The organism is Shewanella sp. MF08487, assembly GCF_050848685.1.
In the GTDB taxonomy this organism is placed as follows: Bacteria; Pseudomonadota; Gammaproteobacteria; order Enterobacterales; family Shewanellaceae; genus Shewanella; species Shewanella glacialipiscicola.
Map to the genome: position 1 here is coordinate 45,355 of NZ_JBOZPB010000006.1, position 12,388 is coordinate 57,742.

At 43.1% G+C, this 12,388-nt stretch carries 15 protein-coding genes and 1 pseudogene; 13 read left to right on the forward strand and 3 right to left on the reverse strand.

The window, feature by feature from the left end:
* The first annotated feature begins 81 nt into the window (after positions 1-81).
* Positions 82-732: a GTP cyclohydrolase I FolE gene (folE, locus tag ACRN9H_RS06120; protein WP_432312906.1), complete on the forward strand. Its 651-nt coding sequence runs from the start codon at positions 82-84 to the stop codon at positions 730-732.
* Positions 733-906: 174 nt separating this feature from the next.
* On the opposite strand, the gene pyrE is transcribed toward folE, so the two are convergent.
* Complete coding sequence (gene pyrE, locus ACRN9H_RS06125; RefSeq protein ID WP_006079863.1) at positions 907-1,548, reverse strand: orotate phosphoribosyltransferase; 642 nt, start codon at positions 1,546-1,548, stop codon at positions 907-909.
* Between the two features lie 142 nt (positions 1,549-1,690).
* Positions 1,691-2,404: a ribonuclease PH gene (gene rph, locus ACRN9H_RS06130; RefSeq protein ID WP_076497122.1), complete on the reverse strand. Its 714-nt coding sequence runs from the start codon at positions 2,402-2,404 to the stop codon at positions 1,691-1,693.
* A 211-nt stretch (positions 2,405-2,615) separates the two neighbouring features.
* On the opposite strand from rph, the gene ACRN9H_RS06135 reads away from it, so the two are divergent.
* The 11 genes from ACRN9H_RS06135 to ACRN9H_RS06185 all read left to right on the forward strand — a co-directional run bounded on the left by ACRN9H_RS06135 (position 2,616) and on the right by ACRN9H_RS06185 (position 10,591).
* Positions 2,616-3,479 carry a YicC/YloC family endoribonuclease gene (locus tag ACRN9H_RS06135; RefSeq protein WP_006086670.1) on the forward strand — a complete coding sequence of 288 codons (864 nt, stop codon included), beginning with the start codon at positions 2,616-2,618 and terminating at the stop codon, positions 3,477-3,479.
* A 168-nt stretch (positions 3,480-3,647) separates the two neighbouring features.
* Entirely contained in the window at positions 3,648-4,862 is a 1,215-nt protein-coding gene (locus ACRN9H_RS06140; RefSeq protein ID WP_432312908.1) for a tyrosine-type recombinase/integrase, read from the forward strand.
* 5 nt (positions 4,863-4,867) lie between these two features.
* The gene (locus ACRN9H_RS06145; RefSeq protein WP_432312910.1) at positions 4,868-5,590 is read left to right on the forward strand and encodes a DUF6387 family protein; all 723 of its coding nucleotides are present in this window, start codon (positions 4,868-4,870) and stop codon (positions 5,588-5,590) included.
* Positions 5,591-5,687: 97 nt separating this feature from the next.
* Positions 5,688-5,984, forward strand: coding sequence for an AlpA family phage regulatory protein (locus ACRN9H_RS06150; protein ID WP_011494777.1), 297 nt, complete (start codon positions 5,688-5,690; stop codon positions 5,982-5,984).
* Entirely contained in the window at positions 5,981-6,256 is a 276-nt protein-coding gene (locus tag ACRN9H_RS06155) for a hypothetical protein (RefSeq protein WP_432312912.1), read from the forward strand. The genes ACRN9H_RS06150 and ACRN9H_RS06155 overlap by 4 nt, the downstream gene beginning before the upstream one ends.
* A gap of 58 nt (positions 6,257-6,314) precedes the next feature.
* Positions 6,315-6,773: a hypothetical protein gene (locus ACRN9H_RS06160; RefSeq protein ID WP_432312914.1), complete on the forward strand. Its 459-nt coding sequence runs from the start codon at positions 6,315-6,317 to the stop codon at positions 6,771-6,773.
* A gap of 229 nt (positions 6,774-7,002) precedes the next feature.
* The gene (locus ACRN9H_RS06165) at positions 7,003-7,209 is read left to right on the forward strand and encodes a hypothetical protein (protein WP_432312916.1); all 207 of its coding nucleotides are present in this window, start codon (positions 7,003-7,005) and stop codon (positions 7,207-7,209) included.
* A gap of 7 nt (positions 7,210-7,216) precedes the next feature.
* Complete coding sequence (locus ACRN9H_RS06170; RefSeq protein ID WP_432312918.1) at positions 7,217-7,846, forward strand: tyrosine-type recombinase/integrase; 630 nt, start codon at positions 7,217-7,219, stop codon at positions 7,844-7,846.
* A 393-nt stretch (positions 7,847-8,239) separates the two neighbouring features.
* The gene (locus ACRN9H_RS06175) at positions 8,240-8,911 is read left to right on the forward strand and encodes a hypothetical protein (RefSeq protein WP_432312920.1); all 672 of its coding nucleotides are present in this window, start codon (positions 8,240-8,242) and stop codon (positions 8,909-8,911) included.
* Between the two features lie 668 nt (positions 8,912-9,579).
* Complete coding sequence (locus ACRN9H_RS06180; protein ID WP_432312922.1) at positions 9,580-10,155, forward strand: Panacea domain-containing protein; 576 nt, start codon at positions 9,580-9,582, stop codon at positions 10,153-10,155.
* Positions 10,156-10,165: 10 nt separating this feature from the next.
* Positions 10,166-10,591 carry a hypothetical protein gene (locus tag ACRN9H_RS06185; RefSeq protein WP_432312924.1) on the forward strand — a complete coding sequence of 142 codons (426 nt, stop codon included), beginning with the start codon at positions 10,166-10,168 and terminating at the stop codon, positions 10,589-10,591.
* Positions 10,592-10,907: 316 nt separating this feature from the next.
* Here the strand turns inward: ACRN9H_RS06185 and yjjG are convergent, their stop codons facing one another.
* Positions 10,908-11,588, reverse strand: coding sequence for a pyrimidine 5'-nucleotidase (gene yjjG / locus ACRN9H_RS06190; protein ID WP_432312926.1), 681 nt, complete (start codon positions 11,586-11,588; stop codon positions 10,908-10,910).
* Positions 11,589-11,897: 309 nt separating this feature from the next.
* On the opposite strand from yjjG, the pseudogene ACRN9H_RS06195 reads away from it, so the two are divergent.
* Positions 11,898-12,089, forward strand: a pseudogene (locus ACRN9H_RS06195) (LysR family transcriptional regulator); the annotation flags it as partial.
* Positions 12,090-12,388 lie beyond the last annotated feature (299 nt).

Below are 12,388 nucleotides of genomic sequence, written 5' to 3' on the forward strand. Positions count from 1 at the left end.
CTAGTGCTGGACAGCCCAAATACCCCATACTGTTCAGCATAGGTTTTCTGTTATAGCCGCTACAAGGTAGTGGAGGATAAGATGTCATTAAGTGAAGCAGCAGTAAAAGTACAAGCCGCATTATCAGAACGTGGACTTGAAACCCCAATGCTCCCAAGCGTTTACAGCAGTGAAGAACGTAAAGACAAGATTGAACATCATATGAAAGAAATCCTAACATTAATGTCATTGGATCTATCAGACGATAGCCTTGCCGATACGCCGCGCCGCATTGCTAAAATGTACGTCGATGAAATCTTCTCCGGCTTAGATTATGCGAACTTCCCTAAGATCACGGTTATCGACAATAAGATGGGCTTCGATGAAATGGTGCGCGTGCAAGACATTAGCCTCACCAGCACCTGCGAGCATCATTTAGTGACCATTGATGGCACTGCGACCATCGCTTATCTGCCACGTAAAAAAATTATCGGTTTATCAAAGATTAATCGTATCGTACGTTTCTTTGCCCAGCGACCACAGGTGCAAGAGCGTTTGACTCAACAAGTGTTAGTCGCGCTGCAAACCTTGCTTGAAACTAAAGACGTAGCGGTAAAAATGGATGCGGTGCATTACTGTGTTAAATCTCGTGGCGTGATGGATTCCACCAGCTCAACCACTACCACAGCACTGGGCGGTGTTTTTAAATCAAACCCTGCGACCCGTGCTGAGTTTTTGCATCAGACTAAATAAGGGCATTGAAGCCTAACGCGATTTAAAGCCTGCCTAAGTCGGCACAACCTAAATCCGCACCAATCAAAACGCATGAATAAAAAAATGCTGCGATTCTTTTATAAAGAACGCAGCGTTTTTATTGGGCCTAACTTAATCACACTAAGTGGCTCAGGGTGAATGAGACATTACAGCCTAAATGCCGTATTGCTCGCGATACTGACTCACGGCGGCAAGTTGCACTTCCATGCCTGGTTTTTCAGACAGATAGCTGATTAAGTCGGCTAATTTAATAATAGCGACAATACCGCAACCAAAATCACGCTCAACCTCTTGAATAGCCGATAGCTCGCCCTTGCCTTTCTCTTGCCTGTCTAATGCAATCAACACGCCCGCTAATTGCGCCTTATGGGCTTCGATGATTTCCATCGACTCACGAATCGCAGTACCCGCAGTGATCACATCATCAACCAGCATCACGCGGCCTTTAAGCTCACTACCGACTAAGCTGCCACCTTCACCGTGATCTTTTTTCTCTTTGCGATTAAAGCAGTAAGGAATGTCGATATCGTGGTGCTCACACAGGGCAACCGCCGTAGTCGTCGCAATCGGAATACCTTTGTAAGCAGGGCCAAACAGCAAGTCGTAATCAATGCCAGAATCCACTAACGCAGCGGCATAAAAACGGCCCAGACGCGCTAAATCACGGCCAGTATTGAACAAACCCGCATTGAAGAAATAAGGACTGATACGGCCCGATTTAAGGGTAAATTCGCCAAATCGCAACACCTGACGTTCTAGGGCAAATTCAATAAACTCACGTTGATAGGCTTTCACACTTTCTCCTTACGATTTTCTACTTGATATTTTTATTGGTGATTTTTATTAGATATAAGGCTTTCTTCACATACGTATCTTGCTACAACTAAAAAATTACAGCTAATAAAAAGCCCCATGACGGGGCTTAATAACAACAGACTTAATTTAATGCGGCTTTCTGCACATCAACAATTTCACGAATACTGTTCTTGGCGAGCACCAACAGTTCGAGTAATTCTTCGTGGCTGAATGGCTCGCCTTCGGCGGTGCCCTGAATTTCGATAATCTTACCCGTTTCAGTCATCACCACGTTCATGTCAGTTTCAGCGGCGCTGTCTTCGATATATTCTAGATCGCTTATCGCTTCACCCTTGTAAATACCTACGCTGACAGCAGCGATAAGGAATTTCAGCGGGTTAGATTTAATGATGCCTTTACCACGCGCCCAGTTCAACGCATCCACTAAGGCCACACAGGCGCCAGTGATAGAGGCAGTGCGCGTGCCACCGTCAGCTTGGATCACATCACAATCGATCACGATAGTGTTTTCACCTAGGGCTTTCATATCCACACAGGCGCGTAGGGCACGACCGATAAGACGTTGAATTTCTTGCGTACGGCCAGATTGCTTACCGCGAGCGGCTTCACGATCCATACGGCTATGGGTCGAACGTGGCAACATGCCGTATTCCGCCGTTACCCAGCCTTGACCCTGACCTTTAAGGAAACGTGGCACACCTTCAGTAAAACTGGCGGTACAAAGCACTTTCGTTTCGCCAAATTCCACTAACACAGAACCTTCGGCATGGGCCGTAAACTGGCGAGTGATAGTGATGGGACGAGTTTGTGCTGGCGTTCTGTTACTTGGACGCATGCGAGATTCCTGTATTCTGAGTCATTGACCGATTTTGGCTGCATATTATAGGGGCTTGCGCCTTAGGATGCCATGCTTAGGGTGATTCTCTGGCAAACTCATCACATTCAAACGCCTAATCCGTGCACCTATTTGCCGTATGCCTTTAATCCTAAAGCCATTGACTCTATAATCGCCTCTCATTATGACGATTACACCATTAGGACAACCCATGATCCAAAGCATGACAGCCTACGCTCGCATCGAGCACAAAGCACAATGGGGCACTGCCTCCTGGGAAATTCGCTCAGTCAATCAACGCTATCTCGAAACTTACCTACGTTTACCCGAGCAATTCCGCAGCTTCGAACCCGTACTGCGCGACCGCCTTCGTAAACGGTTAAGCCGCGGCAAAGTTGAAGTCAATCTGCGCTACGAACTGGCAGACAACAGCAATAACGAGCTGCAGTTGAATCAAGCGCTAGCAAAACAACTATTAGGCGCCGCCACTTGGCTTAAGCAAGAAGCGGGACAAGGCGATGTCAATCTTACCGACATCCTACGCTGGCCGGGCGTGCTAGCGAGCGGTGAACAAGATATGGATGCCATCGGCGCCGATCTGATGACAGCCTTCGATTCAGCCATAGATCAATTCATCGAAGCCCGTGGCCGTGAAGGCGAAGCCATCAAAGACATGCTGCTAAGCCGCTTAGACGGAGTCAGCGAGCAAATCGCCGTCGTACGTGAGCACATGCCAACGGTGATGCTGTATCAACGCGAAAAGCTCACCAACCGCCTTGCAGAAATCAAAGGTGAACTCGACCCCGCCCGCATCGAGCAAGAAATGGTGCTTCTGGCGCAGAAACAAGATGTCGCCGAAGAAATGGACAGACTCGAAGCCCATGTCGCCGAAGCCCGCCGCATCCTCAAAAAAGGCGGCAGCGAAGGTCGCCGTTTAGATTTTATGATGCAAGAATTCAACCGCGAATCGAACACCCTCGCCTCTAAATCCATCAGCACTGAAATCACCTCAGCCGCAGTGGAACTTAAAGTCCTGATTGAGCAGATGAGAGAGCAGATCCAAAATGTTGAATAATGTTTTCGCGGTCACACCAGAACACTAAGAACACTATAAAGCCTCATTTTGTGAGGCTTTTTTGTTTTCACCCGTTTCTGTTTGTTCGCAGTTGTTGTAGTATTTGTGGTGGGCAATTCGGTGGGCAGTTACCACCAACAAAAACAGCAATGGTGGGCAAGGAAGATAATGGCAACAATAACAGCAAAGCAAATACAGACTTTCGCCAATGGTGAACCCAAAAGGCACCCTATTGGTGGCGGCCTCTACTTCGTAGTAAGAAACAATGCCACTCCTTATTGGATGCTGCGCTATACCTCCAATGGCAAGCGTAAAGAAATCACTTTGGGGCAATTCCCTTACCTTTCACTTGCCGATGCTAAAGCGGAAGCCGCCATTCAAAAACGAGATATAAACGCTGGCTCAGATCCCCTTATTGCTCGCCAACGCATCAAAGAACAATCCATAAAAGTGGTTGATGATTTATTTAACGACTGGTACGAGTCGGACTTAGTTAAGCGGCTTAAGCACCCACATATTCCACAGCGGGTATACCGTAATGATATAAAGCCCGCCATCGGAGAAATTCCGATAGATCAAGTAAATGCTAGGGACATTAGGGCTATCGTTCAGAAAATTGCCCAAGAAAGACCGACAACCGCCAATGATGCGTTAATGTATTTGAAGCAGTTATTCAGGCATGGCATCAAGTTAGATCTCTTGGGCAATAACCCAGCTAGTGCCTTTACAGTTTCTGACGCTGGCGGCGTCGAACTCAGTAAAGACAGAGCTTTGACCTTCCCTGAGATAGAAAAAGCGTTCAAGCTATTTAAAGCCAACGCTATGAGCTTCACCCGTGATAACTATTTAGCTTGCGCCATGCTGGTCACTTTGGGCCTTCGTAAGAGTGAGCTATGCTGCGCCATGTGGAATGAATTTGAGTTAGATAAGGCCCTTTGGCACTTACCAGAAGGCAGAAGCAAGACAGGTGCACCTATTACTATTCCACTCCCTCGCCAGGCTATGGAATGGCTGAATGAGCTTAAAATCAGATCTTGTGGTTCTGCCTATGTCTTTCCAGCTCGCCGAACCTCAAGCAAACCACACATGGGCAATGACACGCTTAACAGAGCTATTTCTAAGTTATTTGGTCGTGAGCCAGGGCGTAAGGTGCAACCACCAAACCTTATGGGGGATATGCTGCTTTTTACCCCACATGATTTAAGAAGAACTTTCAGGATACTGGCTGCATCCCAAGGTGTGCCTGGTCATGTCGCCGAACGCTGTTTAAACCACAAACTCAAAGGTGTAGAGGGCATTTACGACCGCCACGATTACCTAGAAGAACGCAAGGAAGCTCACGCTAAAGTGGCTGATTTACTCGACCCAATAATCAACGGATGATGAAGATGGAAATAATATCAAGCACTGCACAATTACCAACTTGGTATACACCTGAACGATATATACATTTGAAGCGTGCAAGTTACGATGTGATCCTGAATGAACTTTGGTTACGTCATCATGCCAACGAAGACATTGAACAAGGAAAGGAGTGTAAAGAACTATCTTTACTATTTAATAAGCGGTTTATAAACGACTCAGATATTCCTCCAGATGACGCATACAACGCTCTTGGATTGAATGTAAAATTAATATCATCCCCTATTCTTAAGATATTAGCAGGAGAAGTCATGAGGGACAGTGATGACACTGAAAATAGATATGTCCATGAAATTGGGATGTGCAATCTATTTGGGGATGGTTTTGTAAGCCTGAATCTAAAGCTGGCAACTAATAGTGAAATTATTGATGAGTTCACTATTCTATTAGACAAACTCAGAAAAGAATCAAATATCCCAGAGCCTAAACGCGAGTTCAGGAGTGTAGAGAAATTCGATGCTATTTTTCAAAACCATGTGTTTGAGTATATAGACCTAACTCTTTGGGCCAAAGCCAATAACTTAAAAATTCCACCTAGAGTGTTTGCAGAGGCTATCGTCAATGCTGATAAAACCCCTGCCTTTACTGCAACTGAAATCCAAAACAAAGTTCAGAGAAATGCTCAACAAATCTTGAGCATTAGCTATTTGAAACAATTAGAGGTGGATATAAAAACCCATAGAATCTAATTTTCATCTCATCTTCTTAGGTAAGAAGATGAGCGTTTTTATTCTAATATTCCCCCTAGTATATGCCTGAACTTACCAATACACGTTGAGGCATATAATGACCATCCAATACACCCGCCCTACCCCTGAACAACGCCAGGAACTGCTTAAAGTCGCTGGCGAATCAGATCGTTTAGTTCGTGAGAATGAACGCAAGCAAATTACCACTTTGTCTCGGTCCAGAACTTGGGAGCTAGAACGCTTAGGGCTGCACCCTATCAGAACCAAGCTTGGTGTGAACTCAGTCGCCTGGCTACTCTCAGATCTACTTTGGTTTATCTACCACCCCACACTCACTCAAGCAGTATCAAGTCCCCGTACTACTAGCAAAGCCCAGTTAGGAGCACAGAAATGAATACTCTCTTTCACAATGGGCTAACACTGCCGCTTAGTGATGCACATGTATATCAAAGACGCGGCATCATCCTAGCTTATCGCAATCAGGAACCTTTGCACTTCACTATTTTACGCTGCCAAGAAGGTAACGAAGTTCAAACCTATTTTGGTGCGGCTAGAGTAGACAGTATCCAAGATTTTAAAACCATCATGGACTACGGCGATAAGTTCGAGATCGTTAACTCATGGTTTAACTGTTGTCACCAACAGAGACTACAAAACCCATGTTAAACAACAGAAACACACACAAATCTCTATTTTCACTTAAACGAGGCTACATGGATAAGGCATGGCAAAAAGACGGCAAAGTCGCAGTGCACATAAACGCTATATCAGTATCCCGCACTGTGTATTGGATTCGACTAGCTACGCTGACCTTAATGGCAGTGCCATCAAATTGCTGACTCTAATCGTTAGGCAGTGGAATGGCTATAACAACGGTAATCTAACCTGTACTTGGGACCAAATGAGACCCTACTTCGGCGGCCAAGACACAATGAGAAGTGCCCTAAAGGCGCTCATTAAACATAGATTAATCGAAGTCACGGGCACAGGCTCAACATCGAGAAAAGGCGGATTACCACCAGTGCTATACGCAATAACCTGGGAGTCAGTTGATGAATATCGTGGACAAGGACAGATGACAACAAAACCGACGTTAAGCCCGATTCGGAATGACTGGCATAAGATTAACGGCCATAAGGGTTCAAAATCACCTGTACTAAAAATTGGTGCAAACACCAGCTAGTTAGTCCCAATAACTGGTGTAAACCACCTTTAATTGATAAACAACAAACACCAATTACTGGTGTTTGGGTAACTCACATCAAACTAATTATTAACAATAACAATCAACAACTTAAATTTAATTTATGCAATTTAGGATACGCAAGGGTTTGTCCCAAAATCTGGTGTGCTTTATATAAGCCATACCCAAACAAAAAATTAACTCACTTTATGTCAGAGGAATTATAGTAATGTCAGCTAAAACATTTACTGCGCTAGAACAAATCGAAACCAAAACCTCACAGATTAAAGCCTTAACCATTCTTGCCCAAGGGAGTCATATTGAAGAATTAAACTCAGATGATATTGGGCATTTCTTCAACACCCTAACCGATATGACCAATGATATTCAAAACAGCCTTGCCACCTTAAATACCACTCTTAAAGCAAATAAGTAGGTTAATCATGTCAAGAGTGCATTCAGCTAGGGATCGTGACGAATTTGGCGTAATTCTTGATGCGTTGGAACGAAATCACGGACTTAAAGCCCGCTGGCTGGCAGAGTTAACCGCACTATGGGCATTAAGGATCAGCGATTTACTCGCAATTACAACCGCTCAAGTTGATGAGTCTTTTAATACTGGTGAATTCACCATTATCGAGACCAAGACTCAAAAAAATAAGGTGATCACCTTAACCCCTCACGCCATTAAATTACTTAATCAAATGAGACTGACATACCCAAACAACATATACCTGTTTGAAAGTCGTCATGGAGGTTCAAGAAAACCATTAAGCCGCAAGACTGCTTGGCGCTGGATGTCACAAGTAGAACCCGATGTCATCAAGTGGCGGCGTACCTGTGGCCGCTTAGGGGGCGTTAATCTCGGTACTCACTCTTTGCGTAAGTCAGGCTCACGATTACGACAGCAAGCAGGTGTGACTTTAGAAGAATTACAGCAATTACTTAACCACAGTAAGCCAGAAACAACCATCAACTATCTGGACAATAACGAACAAGACTTAGTCGATACCTTTGTAGCAGGAGATATAGCGCTATTTGGTGAGGGGATCTTAGATCAAAAGAACAATTGAGACAGTTTATAAGTTGCGTCCCAAATGAAAGCTAACACACTGATTTTTAAAGATTCATAAATACTAGGATTGATAAGTATTTTAAGCAGCCGTTATCAAGTAAATCACAGTTTAAAAAGCTTTTATATCAATCTATTACAAGAATTTTGCAGTCATTTAAAAACATCGGGGGACCCTGGGGGTTTCAACTTTAACCACGGGTACGAGGCCCGCGGTATCTGGAAAATTATTGCGGCCCCTATGCAACAGCAGCAATCTTACCAGGTCACTGGAAAAAGCCTTGTCTTTACTGGGCTGCAGGCTGCCGTTTGCCGCATTTTAGCTGCGACGAACGGCGATAAACCGCCGTGTTGTAATTAACTTAAACAAACATCAACAGAGTAGGAGAAGATTTTGAATATAGACTCGAAAACAACCATCGCAGGACTGCCAGCAATGAACGCACGAAAGCTGGTCAGCAGTATCCCATTTGAAACCCATGGTTTCTCTATTCGATGCTTTGCCAATCGATTTAAGATAAGCCAGAAGATCGCCAAAATCCGTATAGAAGCGTTTGAGTCTGAGGGGTACTTTGAAAAAATCAGGGATGATAGTAAGAAAACCCGTTGGCAACTCACCATGAAGGCTGCTTCACTAGCCCAAGCCAGTGCCGCCAAGAAAGTTAAGCGAGCAACAGCCGACAAGCACTATCAGGCGTTTCTACAACGAGTCAATGAAATCAATTTCAATGACTCGTATTTGTATCAAGTAACCAAGGTGGCTTTGTTCGGAAGTTATCTAACGGAGGCTGACCTAGTGAGCGATATCGACTTGTTCATCTGGATATCATGTAAACCAAAATTTGATACTGACTTTACAATCATTCGCGAGCAGAGAACCAAGGAAATGCTATCTGAAGGTCGTGGCTTTAGAGATTTAAGCGAAGCACTGCACTGGCCTGAATTGGATGTCAGAAAGTATCTCAAAAACGGTTCAAGAGTCATTAGCATTCAGGGGCACAACGAAGGCTACGAGCAATTTGAACATAAAATTATATTTCAAATAAACGAAAATATGCCTTTGTAAATTGTGACTACAAAAAACTTGGAGGCAGCATAGGGTGTTTGTGACACGTCACAAATGCAAAGATTAAGTACAATAACGTTCGCCCAAACACTTAAAACAACTCATTAGTTAGCTAAATCTAGCCTTGTTTAACTCAATTCTTAGTCTAAACAAGGCTAAAAACAACTTTTATAGCTTGATTATGGTGATGAATGACACCAAGCCAATGAAGATGAACATCATGGTTTAGTCTCACAACATGGCATATGCGCCCTTCCATTCTGACAAACAAAGGACCGCCTACCATTCAGTGTTTATAAGGAGTACAGCCTTTTTAGCCACCTCGAATTTACCACTACCAAATGGAGGGGGTGGTCAAATACCTACAGCCTGTAAGTACAGTACCGTCCCCCTAACTCAATTTTTATTCGCGATAAATAAGATCTTTTTTTCTGTGACTAAAAGCCAGTCTCCATCAATAAACCTATAATTCACATATAAAAGACACGAACTGCACTTATGCTGAAGTTGACTATTCATAATTTATTCACTACGTTATAGGTGTTTTTATATGAAAAAAAAAGTATATATGGCTATATAACAACTTTAAATGTAAAATTCAGCCGCATTTTTAGCAATAGTGCACAAGGATTGCGCAATCTAAGGATAATAATAAAAAGGATATGGCTATGTTAAGTAGTACAAACTTTAGTCAAGCATTGCTCTATAGGGCACATCATAAAGGTATAAATCTTTGTAATTTAAAGCTACAGAAGTTAGCTTATTATTGCCAAGGTTATTACTTGGCTACACATAATGAACCGCTTTTTCACGATGCCATAAACGCTTGGCAGCATGGTCCAGTAGTCCCGACTCTTTATCATAGCTTTTGCGGATACGGCGATAGACATATCCCAGTTCCTGCGCAAGATCACTTTTCTTCATTAGCCCAAAGCGCAAAAGAAATGATTGATTTTATCATTGATAAATATGGCAGAGCTGGAGCTTGGACACTGCGTAACAATACTCATAATGAGTCTCCATGGTTAGCACATTACGATCGAGATTCAGGAAGAATTGATAAAGCTGAGATTACTCATCAAGAGTTAAAATCATTCTTTTTAAATGAGCTTGCCGAAATCCAAGACAAACAATTAGCTAAACTCCTTGATCAGTATCAAGAAGCTTCAACTAAACCTCCTGTTGCCATGCCTGATACGATATCAAGCAGCAAGGACTTTCTTCAGTGGATTAGAAATAGATAAGGATATCTAAATGGCTCACGTAGTTTTTTTTAGCCATTCATTTTTAGATGAGCTCAAAAACTCAAATGACGATGTCATAGAAAAGATTTATTACAACTTTATAAATCCCATTAAAAATGGACTCGAGCCGCAAGGCGAGTTACAAGGGAAATATAAACCGAGCTGGGAAATGAAATTCATTGATAGCCCAATGAAAAAAGCTTTTACTGATTTAGCTCGAGAGAGGAATTTCCACCACTATCATTTTGGGTATTCATACTATAAAGAAGGAAATGACCCTGCCTATCAAGGTGATGTGTCTGATGGAATTTTACATATAAGAAAAAATGATAACGCCAGTTGTTCTGAACACATACTATTTTCGGTATGCCTCGAACACCCGTCACCTTTCAAAATTCCTTTTGAAAAAGATGCTAGTAAAGCTGAAGCAGCTTAGCTGAAAATTTGATAGCTAAAAATACTGTATCAATTACGGCTTCCTGTACACCATTGGTGGGCAAAATGGTGGGCAAAAACATAAATAACTCACAAGACTAATTATAAAGCATTGTTTTTAAACAGATTAAATTAAAATATCAACAAGCAGATCCAAAACGTTGAGTAATGATAGTTAACGCGTTTTAGATACCAAAAAGCCCTTAACTTAAGGGCTTTTTGTATTTTATGGCACTGAGGAAATATCAGTTAAAGCACTCACTCTTAGCCAAACCTATCGAGTGCAAAGTGCTGAGCTAGGCTCAGTGAACAATCCTTTACAGTAACAGGATTTTTTGCAGCTCTTGGTGTGAGCTCACTTGATAGTGCGGGGCGATACCGGCAGGTACGTCGTGGCCGTGGAGGTTATACCAGCAAGTATGAATACCAGCATTGATACCGCCTTGGATATCTGAATGCGGGTTATCGCCGACCATAAGCACAGTCTCACGCTCAGGATGACCCATGAGTTCGAAGGCATGTTCGAAGATGCCCACATCGGGTTTGGCTATGCCCACTTTTTCAGAAATCACTAAAATATCAAAATGATGCTGCAAGCCTGTACGCTCTAATCGCACGGTTTGTAGCTCAGTAAAACCGTTAGTTATGATACCTAATTTTGCCTTACCTTGGAGCGCGGCTAATAACTCGCGGGCACCGGGTAGCGGTGAACAAATTTCGGCCATTGCCGATAAAAAGGCACTATTGAGCGTCATGGCCGTGACAGATAATTTGGCAGCCCAAGGCTCGAAACGTATGGTCTGCAACTCGGCGGCAGTTATCTTGCCATCTTGATAATCAACCCAAAGTGGTTTGTTAACTAACTGATACTCATCAAAATCGGCTTGGGTAAAACCGACCCCAAACTCACTAAACATCAATTTAAGCCCTTTTAAGGCATCGAAATAAAATAGGGTTTCATCGGCATCAAACAAAATCCATTGGTAAGGCAAGGACATAGGAACTCTCTTTCTGACAAAATAGCTAAGACCCATCCCCATGCCGTTCAGTGGCATCGAGAATGGTACATCGGCGATTGCGGCAATGCTGTGGCTAGCTGCCTAGCAGTAATCAAGATAAGCGATAAACATGAGCGATAAACATGAGCGATGAGCGCGAAAATAACTAGGCTTCACAGTCGACACCCGCAATCAGCAAGTGCATTAGTCTACCTTGCATCACGGGCAATGATAACCACGATAATAAAAACTGACTGTTGAGGTATCATCAACAATAATGGCAGGGGAACTCGATAATCTAAGGACACCATTGAGCACTTTTCAGCACTACCTATCTTTGTCACTGTCGTGGAATGCGGTAGCTTTTCATTGGCTGGTCAAAAGCTTGGACTGAGTAAATCGGCTGTGAGTAAACGCATTACCCTATTAGAACAAAGTCTGGGTATTCAACTTTTGCACCGTAACACTCGCAGCTTGAGTCTTACCGAAGCGGGCGGACGAGTTGACCCAAGCTGGTTTTAATCTTGGCACTAGGGTTTATTCCCTTTTCAAGCTGCAGATTGTTGGCTTCAATTGATTTGGTTAGAAAATGGAAATTGAGGTAGCCATCTTCATACATATTTTCTCCACATGCTGGCTTTTTATATCTCAGTACATCACCAATCTGAATTTCCATTATTCGTTATCAATCCTTATCTAAGCAGCTTGGTGCAATATAACATACTGATATTTAATTAGAAGAAATGTGGATACCAATTGTGAGTATGCGCTTATTCAACTGCTAATTTATAACCTCACAC